This is a genomic window from Ruegeria sp. SATB045 (assembly GCF_059613525.1).
In genome coordinates this window covers 494,412-513,021 of the sequence record NZ_JBXWSR010000020.1, presented here as the reverse complement: position 1 = coordinate 513,021, position 18,610 = coordinate 494,412, and the positions used below count along the sequence as shown (strand labels likewise).

The 18,610-nt window shown below is 57.6% G+C and carries 14 protein-coding genes; 5 read left to right on the top strand and 9 right to left on the bottom strand.

Features of this window, described 5'->3' with window-relative positions; translation table 11 throughout:
* Nucleotides 1–7: 7 nt before the first annotated feature.
* Entirely contained in the window at nucleotides 8–679 is a 672-nt protein-coding gene (locus AC2FNR_RS10110) for a hypothetical protein (RefSeq protein WP_496848964.1), read from the bottom strand.
* Between the two features lie 225 nt (nucleotides 680–904).
* Here AC2FNR_RS10110 and AC2FNR_RS10105 point away from each other — a divergent pair, with 225 nt between their 5' ends.
* Nucleotides 905–2,137: an efflux RND transporter periplasmic adaptor subunit gene (locus AC2FNR_RS10105; RefSeq protein WP_170752513.1), complete on the top strand. Its 1,233-nt coding sequence runs from the start codon at nucleotides 905–907 to the stop codon at nucleotides 2,135–2,137.
* The gene (locus tag AC2FNR_RS10100; protein ID WP_496848963.1) at nucleotides 2,134–5,895 is read left to right on the top strand and encodes an efflux RND transporter permease subunit; all 3,762 of its coding nucleotides are present in this window, start codon (nucleotides 2,134–2,136) and stop codon (nucleotides 5,893–5,895) included. Before AC2FNR_RS10105 ends, AC2FNR_RS10100 begins: the two co-directional genes overlap by 4 nt.
* A 33-nt stretch (nucleotides 5,896–5,928) precedes the next feature.
* Here AC2FNR_RS10100 and AC2FNR_RS10095 read toward each other — a convergent pair whose 3' ends face one another.
* From AC2FNR_RS10095 to AC2FNR_RS10085, 3 genes are all read right to left on the bottom strand, one after another.
* Complete coding sequence (locus AC2FNR_RS10095) at nucleotides 5,929–6,327, bottom strand: DUF2147 domain-containing protein (RefSeq protein ID WP_170354569.1); 399 nt, start codon at nucleotides 6,325–6,327, stop codon at nucleotides 5,929–5,931.
* Between the two features lie 40 nt (nucleotides 6,328–6,367).
* Nucleotides 6,368–8,173 carry an ABCB family ABC transporter ATP-binding protein/permease gene (locus AC2FNR_RS10090; protein WP_480866644.1) on the bottom strand — a complete coding sequence of 602 codons (1,806 nt, stop codon included), beginning with the start codon at nucleotides 8,171–8,173 and terminating at the stop codon, nucleotides 6,368–6,370.
* A gap of 78 nt (nucleotides 8,174–8,251) precedes the next feature.
* Nucleotides 8,252–9,664 (bottom strand): Ig-like domain-containing protein, encoded by a 1,413-nt coding sequence (locus tag AC2FNR_RS10085; protein ID WP_496848962.1) that lies wholly within the window; start codon nucleotides 9,662–9,664, stop codon nucleotides 8,252–8,254.
* 126 nt (nucleotides 9,665–9,790) lie between these two features.
* Here AC2FNR_RS10085 and AC2FNR_RS10080 point away from each other — a divergent pair, with 126 nt between their 5' ends.
* Nucleotides 9,791–10,354, top strand: coding sequence for an LOG family protein (locus AC2FNR_RS10080; protein WP_496848961.1), 564 nt, complete (start codon nucleotides 9,791–9,793; stop codon nucleotides 10,352–10,354).
* Nucleotides 10,355–10,389: 35 nt separating this feature from the next.
* On the opposite strand, the gene AC2FNR_RS10075 is transcribed toward AC2FNR_RS10080, so the two are convergent.
* Complete coding sequence (locus AC2FNR_RS10075; protein ID WP_496848960.1) at nucleotides 10,390–10,842, bottom strand: host attachment family protein; 453 nt, start codon at nucleotides 10,840–10,842, stop codon at nucleotides 10,390–10,392.
* A gap of 567 nt (nucleotides 10,843–11,409) precedes the next feature.
* Between AC2FNR_RS10075 and AC2FNR_RS10070 the strand changes: the two genes are divergently transcribed.
* Nucleotides 11,410–12,159, top strand: a complete 750-nt coding sequence (locus tag AC2FNR_RS10070; protein WP_496848959.1) for a calcium-binding protein — start codon at nucleotides 11,410–11,412, stop codon at nucleotides 12,157–12,159.
* A gap of 199 nt (nucleotides 12,160–12,358) precedes the next feature.
* Here AC2FNR_RS10070 and AC2FNR_RS10065 read toward each other — a convergent pair whose 3' ends face one another.
* Entirely contained in the window at nucleotides 12,359–12,958 is a 600-nt protein-coding gene (locus AC2FNR_RS10065) for a superoxide dismutase (RefSeq protein WP_496848958.1), read from the bottom strand.
* 100 nt (nucleotides 12,959–13,058) lie between these two features.
* On the opposite strand from AC2FNR_RS10065, the gene AC2FNR_RS10060 reads away from it, so the two are divergent.
* Nucleotides 13,059–13,820: an FkbM family methyltransferase gene (locus tag AC2FNR_RS10060; RefSeq protein ID WP_496848957.1), complete on the top strand. Its 762-nt coding sequence runs from the start codon at nucleotides 13,059–13,061 to the stop codon at nucleotides 13,818–13,820.
* Nucleotides 13,821–14,365: 545 nt separating this feature from the next.
* Here the strand turns inward: AC2FNR_RS10060 and AC2FNR_RS10055 are convergent.
* The 3 genes from AC2FNR_RS10055 to AC2FNR_RS10045 all read right to left on the bottom strand — a co-directional run bounded on the left by AC2FNR_RS10055 (nucleotide 14,366) and on the right by AC2FNR_RS10045 (nucleotide 18,593).
* On the bottom strand, nucleotides 14,366–14,785 hold the full coding sequence (locus AC2FNR_RS10055; protein ID WP_496848956.1) for a hypothetical protein: 420 nt from the start codon (nucleotides 14,783–14,785) through the stop codon (nucleotides 14,366–14,368).
* Nucleotides 14,786–15,004: 219 nt separating this feature from the next.
* Nucleotides 15,005–15,571: a sarcosine oxidase subunit gamma gene (locus AC2FNR_RS10050; protein WP_480865853.1), complete on the bottom strand. Its 567-nt coding sequence runs from the start codon at nucleotides 15,569–15,571 to the stop codon at nucleotides 15,005–15,007.
* Nucleotides 15,564–18,593, bottom strand: a complete 3,030-nt coding sequence (locus AC2FNR_RS10045) for a sarcosine oxidase subunit alpha family protein (RefSeq protein ID WP_496848955.1) — start codon at nucleotides 18,591–18,593, stop codon at nucleotides 15,564–15,566. The genes AC2FNR_RS10050 and AC2FNR_RS10045 overlap by 8 nt, the downstream gene beginning before the upstream one ends.
* Between the last annotated feature and the right edge of the window lie 17 nt (nucleotides 18,594–18,610).

The following is an 18,610-nucleotide window of genomic DNA, read 5'->3' as shown; positions in this document are numbered from 1 at the left end:
CCGCAGTTCAGCCCTCACGGGCCACTAAGGGTTCCGGTACGCCCCCAAGGGCCACAATCAGTTGCGCAGCGCGCTGCTGCAGGTCAGCACCGATCTCGGCATCTTGACGCAATGTCTGCAACCGTTCGATAGCCGCATCGATGCTACCCTCGGCGACGTCTATCAGCGCCAGTTGTTCTTCAGCCAGCAACCGCAGCGGTGCACCGGGCGCAGCTAGCGCTTCGAATTGTTGGCGGCGGTCTGCTGCGGGCATCGTATCGCTTTGCAACAGCAGCGCTTTGAAAGCGGCAATCGCACGGTAGATTTCTGGCAGGTCCCCCTGAACCGCAATCGTGTTCAGGCTATCCACTGCATCCTGCTCGGATCCGGCTTCAACCTGTGATGCGGACAGCAGCATGTTCAGAACAGCGTCACCACCCGGCGAGGCACTCTCGACTGCTGCAAGATCAGTCGCGCGTTCACCCGAGTCGTTCTTGGCCAGCGCTGCAAGAATCGCGTCGCCTAAATCCTGAGCCTGCGAAGTTGCCCGCGATTTGCGGATTTCGTTGAACGCGGCACCGCCGACGATAAGAACCACAAGCAGGACACCAATCCACCCCCACCGGCGCAACAGCAGGTAAAGGCGGTCTCGGCGCACCTCTTCGGTCACCTCATCAATAAAACTGTCGACGTCGCTCATCCCTGCCCTCCGGGCTGTGTCAGTGGTGTATGGCGCCATGTCATACCCCGGCACCCTTGCCAAGCCAAGGGCCGGAATTCGCACATTTTCACCCTATCCCGTCAGGGTTGCGCAAAAATGTGAACCAAACTATTCAGTTCAGCGTAGAAAAGATACATAATCAGGCCCACATTTATGCCTGAGCGCCGAAGAAATCTTGGCGAAGAATTCTGGGAGAAATTCTACATGCGTTTGATTTCACTGGTAAATGCCTTGCTCGTTGTCGTCGCGCTGTTTCTGCTAGTCTTCGAACGCGACGCCCTTTTCGCTTTGGCTGGCCGTGCGGAAGCCGACGAAAATGTCGCTTCTGACGCACAAGGTGAGGCTGTTTCGGGGGCTTCTCAGGCCGTCGTCGGTGTTGTTGCCGTTAGGTCATCCGCACGCGAAATTGACAGTGCTGTTCTGCTGCGTGGGCAGACGAAAGCCAACCGGCAGGTCGAAGTTCTGGCCGAAACAACCTCGACCGTGATCTCAGATCCCAAACGTAAGGGCAGCTTTGTGAAAGCCGGCGACTTGCTGTGTGAACTTGATCCGGGCACGCGTCCAGCCAGCCTGGCCGAGGCCATGGCGGGCAAGCTGGAGGCCGAAAGCCGTATCCCCGAAGCCGAAGCCCGTCTGGAAGAGGCGCACGCCCTGGTCGCAGAGGCCGAGATCAATCTGACCGCCGCCGAGCGCCTGTCTGAAACCGGGTTCGGCTCGGAAACACGCAAAATTTCAAGCCAGGCGGCCATGCGCACAGCCGAGGCAGGGATCAAGACCGCCGAGGCGGGGCTTGAGGCGACTCGCGCAGGCATTGAAGCCGCCATCGCCGAAGTCGAAGCCGCGCGGCGCGAAATTGATCGTCAGACCATTGAGGCACCTTTTGACGGTCTGCTGGAAAGCGATACGGCTGAACTGGGTAGTCTGATGCAACCGGGATCTTTGTGTGCGACCGTGATTCAGCTGGACCCAATCAAGTTGGTTGGGTTTGTCCCCGAAGCCGAGGTCAACCGTGTGATTGTCGGGTCCGAGGCCTCGGCAACATTGGTGACCGGGCTGCAGGTCGCCGGTCGCGTCACATTTCTGAGCCGATCGGCCGACGAAACCACGCGAACCTTCGAAGTTGAAGTTACCGTTCCCAACCCCGATCTTTCGATCCGCGACGGTCAGACTGCGGATATCCGCATTGCCGCGGAAGGCGCCAAGGCGCATCTGCTGCCGCAATCGGCCCTGACCCTGAACCACGAAGGAAAAGTGGGCATACGGACGATCGGCAGTGGCAACGTGGTCGACTTCAAGCCTGTCAGTCTGCTGCGCGACTCGTCAGAGGGCGTGTGGTTGGGTGGGTTGCCCGAAACCGTTGACGTGATTGTTGTTGGTCAGGAATTCGTAACCAGCGGTGTGACGGTTGAGCCTACATACAAGGAACCCTCCGAATGACCGGTATCGTCAGTTGGGCCGCTGGCCGGGCGCGCATGGTCCTGGCCTTTATCGCGATTTCGCTGGTGATCGGTGGTTTTGCCTATATTGGCCTGCCCAAGGAAGGCGAGCCGGACATCGAAATCCCTGCCCTGTTCGTTTCGGTTCAGTTTCCAGGGATCTCGGCCGAAGACTCTGAGAACCTTCTGGTCAAACCGATGGAGACCGAGCTGGCCGACCTGGACGGCCTGAAAGAGATGACCTCGACGGCGGCAGAAAGCTATGCCGGGGTCGCGCTCGAGTTCGACTTTGGCTGGGACAAGACAGCCATCATGGCCGATGTGCGCGACGCGATGAACAGTGCTCAGGCCGAGTTTCCGGACGGGGCCGAACAGTATTCCCTGACCGAGATCAACTTTTCCGAATTCCCGATCGTGATCGTCAACCTGACCGGAGCAGTCCCCGAACGCACGATGGCGCGCGTTGCCAAAGATTTGCAGGACGATCTTGAGGCCATGGACTCGGTTCTGGAAGCCGGCATTGCGGGCAACCGGGACGAACTGCTTGAGGTCATCATCGACCCGTTGCGGCTTGAGGCTTATGACGTCACGGCCGCTGAATTGATCAACGTCGTCCAGAACAACAACCAACTGATTGCAGCCGGTGAGGTCGAAACCGAACAAGGTACCTTCTCGGTCAAGATTCCTTCATCGTTCAAAACGGCTCAGGACGTGTATGACCTGCCGGTCAAGGTGAACGGTGACCGCGTCGTCACGATGGGAGAGCTGGCGCAGATCAATTATACGTTCGAGGATCGCGAAGGCACTGCCCGGTTCAACAGCGAATCCACCGTCGCCTTGCAGGTAGTCAAGCGCAAGGGCTTCAACCTGATAGACACGGTTGAAGACGTCAAAAAGACCATTGCCGAGGCTCGCACCAAATGGCCGCCCGAGATGCAGGCCGCGATCCAGCTTGGCACATCGAACGACCAAAGCCGCATCGTCGGATCAATGGTTAGCCAGCTCGAAGGCTCGGTCCTGACGGCGATTGCACTGGTTATGATCGTGGTGCTGGCCGCATTGGGTACACGTGCAGCCCTGCTGGTCGGGTTCGCCATTCCGACCTCGTTCCTTTTGTGTTTCGCCTTTCTTGCAGTTATGGGTGTCAGCATCTCAAACATCGTTATGTTTGGTCTGATCCTTGCGGTGGGCATGCTGGTCGACGGCGCGATCGTTGTCGTGGAGTATGCTGACAAACGCATCAAGGACGGCGTCGGGCCAATGCACGCCTATGTCGAAGCCGCCCAGCGGATGTTCTGGCCCATCGTGTCCTCGACCGCGACAACGCTGTGCGCGTTTCTGCCCATGCTGTTCTGGCCCGGTGTACCGGGTGAGTTCATGGGCATGCTTCCGGTCACCCTGATCTTTGTTCTGTCAGCCTCGTTGATCGTTGCCCTAATCTACCTGCCGGTCATGGGCGGTGTTTCGGGCCGTCTGAGCCGTATGTTTGACCGCGCCTCGCACTGGCTACGTGCGCGGTTCTCATGGAACATGCGCGCCCTGATGGTGCCGCCCGCCCTTCTGCTGATGTTCCTGGGCGCAATGCAAATGTTGAACCCAGCCTTCCTGATTCCTGCGGGTGGCCTTTTGTTGGGCGCGGTTCTGTTCATCCTCGGAGCTTTTGCCGGGTCGATCACGCTGAGCGCGATCAAGATCGAGCGCGCTCCGGATCAGCACGTGCATACTGTGCGCGAACACACTCGGTTCGGGCATTTCATCAAGTTTCTGGTTGGCAACCCGATCATGCCGGTCGTTTCCATCGTCGTCGTTGCCATTCTGGTGATGGCGGTCATGTTCGCCTACGGCAATAACAACCGCGGGGTCGAGTTCTTTGTCGAAAGCGAGCCAGAGCAGGCCACGGCCTATGTCCGCGCACGGGGCAATATCTCGTTGGCGGAAAAAGACGAGATGGTGCTGGCTGCCGAGCAAATCATTGGTGCCCATCCTGCGGTCATCAATGTGTTTTCGTTTGCGGGTGAAGGGGGGCTGAACCAGAACAACGGTGGCGCACAGGCACCGGCCGACACGATCGGTCGCGTACAGTTCGAGATTATCCCGTGGGAGGACCGCCCTACCCTGTCCGAGCCGATCCTCTTTGGCCTTTTGGACCGCCAGACAATCGCTCCGGAGTATGACGGTGACTTCGTTCTGGATCAGTTGAACGCGGAACTGGCGACGTTGCCAGGGATCGTGGTGGAGATCCTGCCCTTGGAACAAGGCCCGGCTTCGGCCAAACCGGTGCACCTGCGCCTCAAGGGCGACAACCGAGAGCAGCTGACAGCCGCCACGACCGCCGCGCGGGCGATGTTCGACGAAACTCCCGGCCTAATCAAGATCGAGGACACCCTGCCACTGCCGGGTATCGACTGGCAGATTGACGTCGACGTCGCAAAAGCGGGCCGGTTTGGCGCAGATGTAGCGACCGTAGGGGCGATGGTGCAACTGGTCACGCGCGGCCTTTTGCTGGGGGAAATGCGCCCCGAAACGGTCGATGAAGAGATCGAGATCCGTGTCCGCCTGCCCGATGAAGATCGCGTTTTGTCGACGCTGGATACTCTGAAAGTCCGGACAGCCGACGGACTGGTCCCGCTTTCCAACTTTGTCACCCGCCAGCCGGTTGCAAAACTGGCCGAGATCAACCGTGTCGACCAGCAGCGATACTTCGATGTGAAGGCGGATGTGGAACCGGGCCTCAGCAAAGTTACAACTCAGGCCGCTGGCGGTACCTCCACAAGGTTGGCCGTGCTGCGACAGGTCGCTGCAGACACGACTGCAACCGATCTAAGCCTGACTGGCACCAACGGCGTTGAGTACGATGTTGTGTTGCTGACCGGGTCTGAAAACGTGGGCGCCCTTCAGGCGTTGATCGACGAAGGGTCCGCGTCGATCTCGCCGGTGAACCCCAACGAACGCATTGCAGTGCTGACAGAATGGCTGGTCACGAACCCCTTTGGTCCGGCGATCTCTTGGGAATGGACCGGCGACCAAGAGGAACAGGCCGAATCCGGTGCTTTCCTTGCCAATGCATTCTTGGGTGCGCTGGGGTTGATGTTTGTGATCCTGTTGGCGCAATTCAATAGCTTCTACAACTCGGTTCTGGTGCTGTTGGCGGTGGTGCTGTCGACCACCGGTGTGTTGCTGGGCATGATGGTGATGCAGCAACCCTTCTCGATCATCATGACGGGTACAGGGATCGTAGCTTTGGCCGGGATCGTGGTGAACAATAACATTGTTCTGATCGACACCTATCAGGAATACAGCCGCTACATGCCTCGGATCGAGGCGATCATCCGCACCGCCGAGGCCCGTATTCGTCCGGTTCTGCTAACCACCCTGACCACTATGGCAGGTCTGACCCCGATGATGTTCGGCCTGTCGCTGGACTTTATCAACGGTGGTTATTCCATCGACAGCCCGACTGCGCTGTGGTGGAAGCAACTTGCAACAGCCGTGGTCTTTGGTTTGGGAATTGCCACCATCCTGACCCTGATCGTCACGCCATCATTCCTAGCCCTGCGCGTCTGGGTTTCGACCTATGCTGTGTTGCTAGCGAAACTTGTGGTCCGTGCGTCCAGCGGTCAGTCCAGCCAAGTCGCCCAGGACATGGAGACCGACAAGGCTGCACTTGAAGCACAATCGGCCGAAGTGATCTGGGACGACAAACCCGAAGACCCGCGCAAGGACACTCCACCGGGGTCACCTCTTAGGGCCGCTGAGTAATACATCGGGGTCGGCAGTGCCGGCCCCGCTTCCTTACAGGCGCGTCCAGGATTGATGAGCGCAGATATGATGCTCGCAGCCCTTCACCCGCAAAGTATCGCCCTCAAGCGTCATCTGCGGCACGGCATCCACGTCAATCAGGGGAACCCAGAATTCGCCCCCTCCGTATTTGCCATTGCCTTCGCTGGTCACATCCCAAAACAGTTTCTTACCGATGTTGGGCGTCTGAACCTCTTTGCCCGACGCGTCATACGCCGACAGGATTTGCCCGCAAAACGCATCGCCACACGCGGTAATCTTGATGTGCGACGTCAGGTTCTTGCGATCCGGCTCGGTCTTCCAGACGCCTATGATCGGGTCATCTCCGGCCCAAGCTGCACTGCATGTCAGCGTTGCCACGCAAACAAAGGATATCCACGAAAACTGACGCATTCCAACACCTCCGGAGAATATCCCGAAGTCTAGCACAAGATTACGCTGCTTGCGCGTCCGATTGCTGCCGGTTCCACAATTGCGCGTACCGACCTTCACGCTGCAGCAATTCGTCATGAGTGCCTTGTTCGATGATCTCGCCACGTTCCAACACAACAATACGATCGGACTCGGCGATTGTGCTAAGACGATGGGCAATGGTCAGCACCGTGCGTCCTTTGCCAGCTTGGGCCAACGCGTCCTTGATCTCTTGCTCGGTGTCGGTATCCAGCGCCGATGTCGCTTCGTCCAGCAAGAGGATCGGAGGGTTCTTGAGCAACGTGCGCGCGATCCCAACCCGCTGCTTTTCCCCGCCTGACAGTTTCAGCCCACGTTCCCCAACCTTGGTGTCATAGCCTTCAGGCAACGTAACGATAAAGTCGTGGATTTGCGCCGCTCTTGCGGCGGCTTCGACATCCTCTTGCGTGGCACCATTGCGGCCGTACGCGATGTTGTAGCGGATCGTATCGTTGAACAATACGGTATCCTGCGGGACAACTCCGATGGCCGAATGAAGGCTGGTTTGCGACACGTCCCGTACGTCCTGCCCGTCGATTTTCAATGCCCCGCCGGTCACATCATAGAACCGAAACAGCAGGCGCCCTATTGTGGATTTACCCGACCCTGTTGCCCCCACGATTGCCACAGTCTGCCCCGCAGGAACGGTCAACGACACGCCCTTCAGGATTTCACGGTCAGGATCATACCCAAACCGGACATCCTGTAGCGTCACCTCGCCGCCGGTCACATCCAGCGCAGGCGCATTGGGCTTATCCGTTACCTCGGCCGGCTGCTCTAACAGATCGAACATCTGCCCCATATCAACCAGAGCCTGCCGGATCTCACGATAGACCGTTCCCAGAAAGTTCAAAGGCACCGTAATCTGGATCATGTAGGCATTCACCATCACGAAATCGCCCACGGTTAATGTGCCCGCCTGCACGCCCAGCGCGGCCAGCACCATAACCCCGATCAACCCACAGGTAATCAGGAAGGACTGCCCGAAATTCAGGAAAGCCAATGAGTACGCCGTTTTGAGCGCGGCCCCAGCGTAAGCCTTCATCGACACGTCATACCGCTCAGCTTCGCGTTCTTCCGCATTGAAATACTTGACGGTTTCAAAATTCAGCAGACTGTCGATGGCGCGTTGGTTGGCTTCGGTATCCTGATCATTCATCTCACGGCGCAATTTCACGCGCCATTCTGTCACCGCAAAAGTGAACCAGATGTACAGCGCGATGGTGACCGCGACCACAACCAGATACCACACGTCGAACAACCACATCAGGATGATCGCAACCAATAGCAGCTCAAGGATCAAAGGCCCGATAGAGAACAATAGGAATCGCAGTAGAAAATCGACCCCCTTGACGCCACGCTCGATGATCCGGCTAAGGCCACCGGTACGGCGGGTCACGTGATAGCGCATCGACAATTGGTGTATGTGCTGAAAGGTCTCAAGCGCCAAGGCCCGCAATGCCCGCTGACCGACAGGTGCAAACGCCGCATCGCGCAACTGCTGGAACCCCACCGTCATCATCCGCGCAACACCGTAAGCGACCGTCAGCCCAACGGCTCCGAGTGCGAGCGGAGGCACCCCCTCGGCGGCAAGGCTGTCAACCGCGCCCTTGTAAAGGATCGGCGTGTAGACAGCGATCAGCTTGGCGATAACCAACATACTCATTGCGATAACGACACGTCGTTTCACCCATGGCTCATCCTCGGGCCATAGATAGGGGGCGACCTTGCGGATCGTTCGCCAGCCGGAACGGCGTTCGTCGACCTGGGGCATGTCGTCGGAATGCATATGGGCTGCTCGTCTCATCACGTACCAAAACTGCGGTCAGAGATTGGCCCCTGACCCAAGAGGGTCAGAAGTACAGGATTACTCGGGAATGGTGAAGACCTGCCCTGGATAGATCAGATCAGGATCACGGATCGCATTGCGGTTGGCTTCGAACACACGCACGAACAAAAGCCCATCCCCATAGCGATCACGCGAGATTGCCCACAACGTGTCGCCCTCCTGAACAGTGACCGAACGGATGACCGGCGCATCGGGTGCGGCAGACCCATTGGCGGCATCAGCGGCACGCAGAACTTCTAGAGGTTCGCGTTTGAAGGGCGTCTCAAGACGGCTGACGACGGTTCCGTCCGTACCGACCTCATCCACCCGCAAGGTGTAAACACCGGGGTCGACCCCCTCAAGCTCGCTGCGCCACTTACCGTCATCGGTTGGCGGCAAATCCGCAACCAATCGGTTGTTCAGGTAAAGGCGCACCACCGAACCATCAGGCACGCGGCCCGTCAACTCGACATCACCGGCGTCAGAATACCCGATAGTGTCCAGTGCAACCTGATCCGATGCGCTGTCCTGCGGAGACGCAGGTTGCACCAGCTCAACCCCGTCTTCACCCGAACGCAGTATCGCAACCTGTTGATTCTGGGTTTCTTCCTGCACAGTCTCTTGCGGAGTGTCAGGCACAGCATCCGCGGTCGGAGCGGTTTCCGCTTGCGCGGTGTCTAGCTGTTCGCCGCCCTGTGTCGGGGCGCCCGTCTCGTTCTGTTCATCGTCGGACTGCTGACTGGCGCTCGCGACCTGATCATCCTCGGGCACTGACGTCTCAGTCTGCGCAGTTTCAGCACCTGCCGAAGAGGATTCCCGCGCTTCGGGCGTTGCCGGTGCGTCTTCAGCGGGTTCAGCCGCCGCAATTTCGACCTTGGGCTCGGGTAAGGCAGCGATCAAGTAGTCATCCGACCGGACCGGCTGATCGTCTTTGTCTGTCTCCAACACAAGCCCCCGCGCGGTGTTGGCGAACGGGATCGTGACGAATACGGCAAACTGGCCGCTGCCGTCGACCGTAAAGCTGTGCAGAGTTTCCCCATCCAGCAGGACGCGCACCAAAGCACCTGGCTCAGCCGAGCCGGACAGAACCGCGTTCCCGTCCGGTTCAACGAATATCTGATCAAGAGTCGGCGGTGACACTTCGGGCGCCGCTTCAGTTTCTGCTTGGGCCGTTTCTACTTTCGGCTCTGCGGGAGCCTCGGTCTCAGCCGCTTCTGTGTTTTCCGAAGGGCTTGGTTTGCTGCCTTCACCCTCGGACACGGCCGCGCTTTGCTCTGTTGCGGTGTCTTGAACCGGCTGATCTGCCACATCCGTTTGAGCGCCCGACCCTTCGGGCTCTTGGTCAAACACCCCGGACATATAGGCCCCTGTGGCCCCGACCAGAACCAGTATCCCGATGATCACCCCCCAGGTGACAGGACCGGTGCTTTCGCTTCCCGACTTGGCGTCCATTTTTTTCCTTTCACTCCGCAGCGCAAATGCTTTGACTTCCACACATTCTGCGTGACGGTTGAGCCAATCTATCAATCCCGCTATCAGGGGTCAAAACCGCAGTTACAACCCCGGAGAGCCTATATAATGACCCAGAAATCCGTCTGTGTGTATTGCGGGTCACGCAATGGTGTTAATTCGGCCTATGCACAGGCTGCGCGCACATTCGGGCGGCACCTTGCCAAAGAAGGCTGGCGTCTGGTCTACGGCGCCGGAGATGTGGGGCTGATGGGAGAGGTCGCCCGCGCCACACAGGACGCAGGAGGAGACACGTTCGGCGTCATCCCAGTTCACCTGTTACAGCGCGAGGTTGGCAAGACCGACCTGACCCGTTTTGTGATCACCGAAACGATGCACGAGCGTAAGAAGGTCATGATCATGAACGCGGATGCGGTTGTCGTCCTTCCCGGCGGCCCTGGATCGCTGGACGAGCTGTTCGAAGCGTTGACATGGCGCCAGTTGGGCCTGCACGACAAACCCATTCTGGTGATGAACGTGGAAGGGTATTGGGACGCCCTGCACGATCTAGTGCAGCAGGTCATTGGTCAGGGCTTTGCCGACGCTTCTCTGGGCGCTTTCATTACGTGGGTCGACGGGCCGGAAACGGCCATGGCAAATCTGCGGACACTGTTGGCCGCCCCCAGGAGATAAGCAGGCGAGCGTGTCGCCTGCTTTCGGAATTTAGTCTAAGTTGCAGGCTTCAAACGGTTAATCAAAACCTGCTCGACCTTATGGAGTGGGTGGTTGGTCAAAGTCTTGTCAACTTCGGCCAAGACCTTGCCCAGCACTTCGCTGTGCAGACGCCGACGCAAAAGGCCCAGGACATGAGGGCTGGCGACCAGGACAAGCCGTTTATACGCTCCCTTCAACCCCTTTCGGTTCAACAGGTTAGCAACGTCTTGCACGAACAGAGACTTGGCCTGCGTTTTCCACTTGGGTTCTTCAACCGCGGATTTCTGGTTCGGACCAGCATCAGCGCGCCGCCCTGCCCGATCCGATGGTCGGCCTGCCGGCCGGTCGGTCTCTTCAACGGAAACAATCATCAAATTCGGGTCTTCCGCGTCCGTAATGTTCTCCATGAACAGTGCTTTTTCGCCGTCAGCAATGACAATCCAAGTTCCCTGTGAAAGTGCGACCATCGTGATCTCCTGTTGTGGTTTTATGTGACCATCCCTTGTTCAACGGACATAGGTATCCCTTTGCGCGCCAACGGTTTTTCAGCGCGCTGCTTGAGCTTTTTTAGTAGATTGGCGGTTCTCTCCCTCCGCCTAATATAGCTAGGGACGACCGGAGCCCGTACAATACTCATTCAGATTAATTCGAATTTATCGGCGGGAAACTACCGATTGGTACGCTAGCGAACCAGAAGCGGATGAAGATGCTAATATGCGAACCGGCAAACAAAGTTTGCCGCACAGTGCATCCAATTCAATTTCTGCCGTGCGAGACAAAGCTGCCGTTGGCCGCACCGCAGCACGCCTTACCCGAATGAACGTCCGGTTGGCGGACATTGGTGCCATTCGAGAAAAGCCTTTAGCCCACGCTCTCAAAATTCCACTTGCTAATTCTGTGCTTTGACGGGGACGCGAAACCCTCAAGCTCGGGTCGACCGAAATCAATGGCGGTAGACGTAGTCAAACCGATGCTGTAACGTGAACCGACGGCAGATCAGGCAGAAGCAATTCCTTTCCATCTTCGAGGGAAGTATGATGCCGCGAAAACCACCGAAAAACGATAACGAAAGCTCTGTAGTCGACTTGGGCGTGCTTGCGTCCAAAAAGAACTTCGATAGCTTTATAGATCACCTTTATACTGAAGAGGAGAATGTTCCTCACTTCGATTTTTATTCCGCCAAGGGAAAACAGGCTCCGGTTCATGTTGTTGGCAGCGATGTCAGTGAAGATGTTATTCTCACTGACTTGGACGATGTCGCCGAAATGGGTGACGGTAACGACGTGGTCGTCGGTCTGTATGGGAATGATACGATCTCGGGCGATGACGGTGACGACTACTTGTTCGGAGATACGGATTGGGCAGTTGGCTTCGGCCAGAACTCCGACGATGTTTTGAACGGCGGAGCAGACGACGACCTGATCGTAGGCGACGCTCCGAACCTATACGGCGACACTGTCGGAGGGAACGATATCATTGTCGGAGGGACTGGAAACGACGACCTCTGGGGAGATGGTTCTCTCTTTGAACAGGCCCAAGGAGGAGCCGACAGTTTCGTTTTTGAACCGGACAGTGGGTTAGATACCATCCATGACTTTGAAGTGGGAAAAGATAAGCTGGATATTTCCGGGTATGGTATTGCCGAGACAGAGTTCTTGTCGTTGGATATTCAAGAGATAAACGGTAATACCATCATCGACCTTGATGGCACTGCTTTGGACTTGAACGAAATTACACTTCTAGGAGTCGTCGGTGTAAGTGCTGATGATTTCGTCTTTGCCTAGTGTGGAAAGTCGCGTGAACCACCATTGATGCAGTCATTCGCTGTGCTTGATCCAAACGTCTCCTTTGGGCTCAAAGTGGTCATAGAAATGAAGAATGCTGCCGATTCCTCAACCTCCTGCAGCAACCGTTAACTTCAAAAGAAAAAGGCCTGCTCACTCACGCAAGCAGGCCCTCAAAAACGTACTACCGGTCAGCCGATCACATCCGCGAGGCGACGTTTTCCCAGTTGACCAGATTGTCCAGGAAGTTGGTCAGGTAGGCCGGACGCTTGTTGCGGAAGTCGATGTAGTAGGAATGCTCCCACACATCGCAACCCAGCAACGCTGTCTGACCAAAGCACAGTGGGTTCACGCCGTTTTCAGTCTTGGTGACAGCCAGCGAGCCGTCTGCGTTCTTGACCAGCCACGCCCAGCCCGAGCCGAACTGGCCAGCACCTGCCGCGCTGAACTGCGATTTGAATTCGTCAACCGAACCAAAGCTTTCGACCAGAGCCTTCTCCAGCTCACCGGGCATGGCGTTATCGCCGGGGCCCATCATCTCCCAGAACTGGTTGTGGTTCCACAACTGGCTGATGTTGTTGAAGATACCGTTCTGGGCGACAGCATTTGCGTCATAGGTGCCCACGATGATCTCTTCCATCGACTTGCCGTCCCATTCGGTTCCGGCGATCAGCTTGTTGCCGTTGTCGACATAGGCCTTGTGGTGCAGGTCGTGGTGATATTCCAATGTTTCCGCGGACATGCCCTTGGCTGCCAGCGCGTCATGTGCATAAGGAAGATCAGGAAGTTTAAAAGCCATCTCGGCCCCCTGTTGAAATGATTGTTGCGGTTCCAAAGGTTAAATGCTTTGGCAACGGCCATAGGTCAAGGGCAGAGACAAGAAAACCCGGAGGTCCGCGATGCTGACACAGGCGCGCAAGATGTTTTACCGCGCCCGCGGATACTGTTCAGGCAGCCTGAATGGAGAACGGTTTCGACTGGACCCCTACCATTCGAAATTCTGGCGCAAGGCCACTGCTGGCCTGTGGGAGCCCGAGACTTTTGCCGTGTTGGATGCTCATCTGAAACCCGAAAGTGATTATTTGGATATAGGTGCATGGATCGGCCCTACCGTTCTTTACGGCGCGCGGCGCGCGCGACATGTATGGTGCTTTGAGCCTGACCCCACCGCTTACCGGTACCTGGCCTGGAACATGGATTTGAACAACGTCCGCAACGTCTCGGCCTTTGGCGTAGCCCTGTCGGATCGGTTCGGCGTTGCACGTATGGCCTCGGTAAGGGGAGAGCCCGGTGATTCCACCAGTTCCCTTTTGCATGACGCGGCTCATGGCAGTGATGCGCTGACCATTGCCTGGGATCAGTTCGAAGCCGCGACCGACCTGTCCAGTGTGTCACTCGTTAAAATGGATATCGAGGGGGCAGAATACATGGTTCTGCCCAGCCTTATTCCGTTTCTGAAAGTGACCCGCCCCGCGCTTTATCTTTCTACCCACGCGCCGCTTTTGCCCGAGGCGCAACGTCAGGATCGAATGGCCAAACTGGCGGATTTGTTGTCGTTTTACCCATCTTGCCGCAATGCCAACGGCGAAGAGGTCGGGGTGCAAGCCCTGACTGCGCCAACGTCGTTGAACGGTTTTCAGTCGTTTGTCTTAAGCGGTTAGGCTTTTTCCCAGCCGCTTGTAGGTCTAAAACAAGGTAGGCGCGGATATCGGCTGGCAGCGCCCAATTCCACTGGGTCGGTTTCCCAAATTGGCCTGCGGGAAACTTGCCGACATCTTTAACTTGTTCGTCTCGGGGTCGACTGTCGCAGTATACGACACACGGTATTGGCGCGTAGAGTTTGAGGACAGTGTAAGGCGCCATGACAATCGGTATTCGCCTTTTCGCGTGAGTTTCAACTTGGCATTTGCTGGTGTGTTTTCATCAATCCGCGCAAGCTCATTGGCAGAGCGGATTGCGCCATCGAATGCCCGCGCGCGCTTAGTGTCAGCATCGACACTCAGCAAGACAACCGGAGGAATCCATCCTTGCGCTTCCAAGCTGTGTAACTCGCACTCATAATTCACGATGCCCGCCTGAGCAGACGCCGTACACATCACAGCCGCGATCGAATACAAAAACTGTTTCAAAATCCTAGTCTCCTAAATCAGGATTTGGGGGTTCCAATACCTTTGCAACGTCCTTTTGCAAAACCGTCGCGCGCCGCTCATGCGGATACAGTGGAAGGCTTTGTAATCGCTTTCATCGTTCTGCGATCCAAAGAAATCGAGAACTCCTGATCCCTCAAATCGATTGCATCAATACGCGATTCATTACCTGCATACGTTCTTCCCGTAGCCGCATAAAAACAGGTCTGACCGACCCACGCGATCGACAATTTGATCGGAGAATCTCGTCGGATTCGGCCCGGCCCTGTGTCAGTTACGATGCCCGGAATCTCGACCTCATGCAGCAGAGCGGAACGCCCGAATTCGTCCACTGGAAACACCACTTTCTCAGGTGTCGGACGATTCGCCAGGCCTTTGCCGAATGTGCACCCCAAAGTTTCTTTATATGTCTCAGCCAAAACCACAGCTGGCGAGACGATCAATGCGGCACAAACCGCAATCATTCTTAGTGAAATCATTAATTCCGTTTACCCTAGCAGCACTGTTGAACACTATCGGCACTCCACACGTCATACGTGATAATATCAGCCAACACTCTAACAATGAGTGTCGCTTGAAGGAAATCCATTCTTACGTCACGAACCAAGCTGATCGGATCAATCACAACTGTGCTGTCGCAGCAACAAAAAGGGCCACCAGGTTCCCCGGCAGCCCAAAAATCTAGCGTTTTAAAATGCTTAGTAAACACCAACCTCACTGCCCGGTTGCGCCGCAACCTTAAGCAGTTTGAACGCGTAGTCTGCGACTGATCGGAAGCAAACCACGCGGAAGGTCTCGGCGTCGTCCATCCAGAACGCGCCCGCAACCTGCGCCAAACGCGAGCGGCGGATCTGGCCGGGCTGGAAGGCATCTGCCGACAAATCAACCGGAGCCAGCTTGCCCATTACCTCACGCGCAGAAGATCCCGAAACGCAGAACACCGCCCTGGCATCCGAGACGTTCACGGCCAGCGCATGTGTGCCGCTAAGCGTTTCGGTCATCTGCGCCAGTTTGGCGTTCACCTCTGAATAGGGCACCAGCACCAGCAATTCGTCCGGAGACATCCAGCACACGCCGGTATCCCCGTTGACGCTTGCCTCGCGCTGACCGGGCACTTTCTGCCCGGTAGCGTCCTTGACGGACTTGGCCAGTACCTTGTCGGACAGATCGCCGCGCAGGGTGATCATTCCTTGCAAGCCGCATTCCGCTACCTTGGCGATGCCGTCATAACTGGCGTGGTTCAGTGCGCTGATGGGTTCAGACATTCTGCTTCTCCCCGTCCTTATCGTAAAAGATCGGATCGACGATCTTGGCCTTGTAGGTTTTGCCGTCGGTTCCCGGAAACTCGACAATCTCGCCCATTCGGTCAGGACCGTGCTTGATCAGGCCCATGGCGATGCCCTTGCCCAGATTGGCCGAGTAATAGGTCGAGGTGACGCGCCCGATCATGTTGCGCTGACCGTTGGCATTGACGCCCTCGCCCACCGCATAGGCACCATCGGGAAGGACAGAACCATCCACAGTCTCAAGTCCGACCAGTTTCCAACGGTCCGGATCGGCCATATGGCTGCGCGTGTGGGCGCGCTTGCCCAGATAGTCCTCTTTCTTTTTCGACAGCGCCCAGTGTAGCCCCAGATCTTGCGGGATCACGGTGCCGTCTGTCTCGTCCCCGATCATGATAAAGCCCTTTTCGGCCCGCAGGATGTGCAGACATTCAGTGCCGTAAGGCATCACGCCGAACTCTTTGCCCGCGTCGATCAGAGCATCCCAGAACGCCTGACCCTGGCTTGCAGGAACCGCGATCTCATAGGACAGCTCGCCAGAGAACGAGATGCGATAGGCCCGCGCGTCGAACGCGCCGATCTTGCCGTCACGCCATTCCATGAAGGGCAGCGCCTCTTTCGAAACATCCATGCCGCCACCGGCTTGCGCGTTCAGCTTCTCCAGCACCTTGCGGGCGTTGGGGCCAACAACAGCAACCTGCGCGTATTGCTCGGTGACGTTCGCGACATAGACTTTCCAGTCCCACCACTCCGTCTGCAGCCATTCTTCCATGTGACCATGGATACGCTCGGCACCGCCGGTGGTGGTGTGGCACAGCCATGTATCTTCGTCGATCCGCGCGACAACACCGTCGTCAATCAGGAAGCCGTTCTCGGAACACATCAGGCCATAGCGGCATTTGCCGACCTTCAGCGTGGACATCATGTTAGTGTACATCATGTCCAGGAACTTGCCCGCATCGGGCCCTTTGACGATCAGCTTACCCAATGTCGAGGCGTCCAGCAGGCCGAGGTTTTCACGGGTATTCTTCACCTCGCGATTGACCGCGTCATGCACGGACTCACCGGGACGGACATAGGCATAGGTCCGACGCCAATGGCCGACCGGCTCCCAGTCTGCACCGTTCTTGTCGTGCCAGTTGTGCATCGGGGTTTGGCGGATCGGCTGGAACACCTCACCGCGCGCTTCGCCACCGATCGACGCCAGCGAGATGGGCGTATAGGGCGGGCGGAAGGTGGTGGTGCCGACCTTCGGAATCTCTGAATCCAGGGCATCAGAAAGGATAGCTAAACCATTGATGTTACTCAACTTACCTTGGTCGGTCGCCATGCCCAGCGTGGTGTAACGCTTGGTGTGTTCGACGCTTTCGTAACCTTCGCGCGCCGCCAGCTGAACGTCGGAGACTTTGACGTCGTTCTGGAAATCCAGCCAGGATTTCATCCGCAAACCGATCTCGGCATTCGCCGGCATCAGCCAGACCGCCGCCATCGGAGCCTCAGCCGTGGTCTCACCGACCGGGGCCTTGGTGCGCTTCGCTGTGAACCCGGCCGCCTTGGCCGCTGCTTTACCCGCCGCATCCGCGTCGGTCAGAACATCGCCCAGCGCCAGCGGACCATTCGACGAGCCCGCGGCCAGCACGAACCCTTCGCCATCAGCACCAAGCGGAGGTCGCGACGGGTCAGGACGGAAATGCGCCTGCGCCTCGTCCCAGATCAACTTGCCGCCGCAATGCGACCACATGTGAACGACCGGAGACCAGCCGCCCGACATGGCGACCGCGTCGCATTCGACCTCTTCACGCGCGCCACCGATGCCTTCTTGATTGCACAGCTCGACCTTTTTGACGCGCTTGCCGCCTTTGACCTTGGCAATCGCTTTGCCGGGGTCAACGCGGATACCAAGTTCGCGCGCCTCATTCGCCAGCGGACCAGCCGTGTCGCGTGCATCGACCACGCGCAGCACATCCACACCGGCTTTCTTGAGGGTGATCGCGGTGCGATAGGCGTCGTCGTTATTGGTGGCCACAATCACACGCTCACCGGGGGTCACGCCCCAGTTCACCACATAGTCGCGCATGGCCGAGGCCAGCATCACGCCCGGTACATCGTTGCCCGCAAAGGACAACGGACGCTCGATCGCGCCGGTGGCGGTTACCACCTGTTTCGCGCGGATGCGCCACAGCCGGTGACGTGGGCCTTGGGTGCCCGGTTTGTGATCGGTCAGGCGCTCATATCCCAGCACGTAACCGTGGTCATAAACCCCGGCCCCCATGCAACGATTGCGCATCATGACGTTGTCCATTGTTTCGAGTTCGGAAACCAATTGTTCCACGAACTTATCCACAGGCTCGTCATTGATCGTGCCGCCATCAACCGGAGCACGCCCGCCCCAATGCGCGGTCTGCTCGATCAGCATGACTTTGGCACCGGACGCGGCTGCCACTTTCGCAGCCTGCAGACCTGCCACACCGCCGCCGATCACCAGAACATCGGTGAAGTGATAGAAGTGCTCATAGGTGTCCGCATCGCGGTTATCCTTGTCGGGCGCTTTGCCCAGACCAGCGGACTGACGGATGAACGGCTCGTAGACGTGTTTCCAGAACGGTTTCGGATGGATGAACGTCTTGTAGTAGAAGCCAGCCGGCAGGAACCGCGCCAGCGCCGTGTTCACGGCACCAATGTCGAACTCGAGATTCGGCCAGTGGTTCTGCGAGATCGAGGTCAAGCCATTGAACAGCTCGGTCGTGGTGGCGCGCTGGTTCGGCTCGAACCGGTTGCCCTGTCCCAGGCCGACCAGAGCGTTCGGCTCTTCCGCGCCGCTGGCGACAACGCCGCGCGGACGGTGATATTTGAACGACCGGCCCATCATCATCTGATCATTGGCCAGCAGGGCCGAGGCAAGCGTGTCGCCCTCGTAGCCCTGCATCGAGGTGCCGTTAAAGGTGAATGTGACCTGTTTCGACCGGTCGATCAGCCGGCCTTGGTTTGCGAGACGGGTGCTCATGTTGCGGACCTTTCGCA

Bases quoted from the DNA above. Each gene is read 5' to 3' on its own strand.
- AC2FNR_RS10050 (WP_480865853.1), bottom strand. From the start codon at position 15,571: ATGTCTGAACCCATCAGCGCACTGAACCACGCCAGTTATGACGGCATC.
- AC2FNR_RS10100 (WP_496848963.1), top strand. From the start codon at position 2,134: ATGACCGGTATCGTCAGTTGGGCCGCTGGCCGGGCGCGCATGGTCCTG.
- AC2FNR_RS10110 (WP_496848964.1), bottom strand. From the start codon at position 679: ATGAGCGACGTCGACAGTTTTATTGATGAGGTGACCGAAGAGGTGCGC.
- AC2FNR_RS10055 (WP_496848956.1), bottom strand. From the start codon at position 14,785: ATGATTTCACTAAGAATGATTGCGGTTTGTGCCGCATTGATCGTCTCG.
- AC2FNR_RS10060 (WP_496848957.1), top strand. From the start codon at position 13,059: ATGCTGACACAGGCGCGCAAGATGTTTTACCGCGCCCGCGGATACTGT.
- AC2FNR_RS10095 (WP_170354569.1), bottom strand. From the start codon at position 6,327: ATGCGTCAGTTTTCGTGGATATCCTTTGTTTGCGTGGCAACGCTGACA.
- AC2FNR_RS10080 (WP_496848961.1), top strand. From the start codon at position 9,791: ATGACCCAGAAATCCGTCTGTGTGTATTGCGGGTCACGCAATGGTGTT.
- AC2FNR_RS10065 (WP_496848958.1), bottom strand. From the start codon at position 12,958: ATGGCTTTTAAACTTCCTGATCTTCCTTATGCACATGACGCGCTGGCA.
- AC2FNR_RS10075 (WP_496848960.1), bottom strand. From the start codon at position 10,842: ATGGTCGCACTTTCACAGGGAACTTGGATTGTCATTGCTGACGGCGAA.
- AC2FNR_RS10070 (WP_496848959.1), top strand. From the start codon at position 11,410: ATGATGCCGCGAAAACCACCGAAAAACGATAACGAAAGCTCTGTAGTC.
- AC2FNR_RS10085 (WP_496848962.1), bottom strand. From the start codon at position 9,664: ATGGACGCCAAGTCGGGAAGCGAAAGCACCGGTCCTGTCACCTGGGGG.
- AC2FNR_RS10105 (WP_170752513.1), top strand. From the start codon at position 905: ATGCGTTTGATTTCACTGGTAAATGCCTTGCTCGTTGTCGTCGCGCTG.
- AC2FNR_RS10045 (WP_496848955.1), bottom strand. From the start codon at position 18,593: ATGAGCACCCGTCTCGCAAACCAAGGCCGGCTGATCGACCGGTCGAAA.
- AC2FNR_RS10090 (WP_480866644.1), bottom strand. From the start codon at position 8,173: ATGCATTCCGACGACATGCCCCAGGTCGACGAACGCCGTTCCGGCTGG.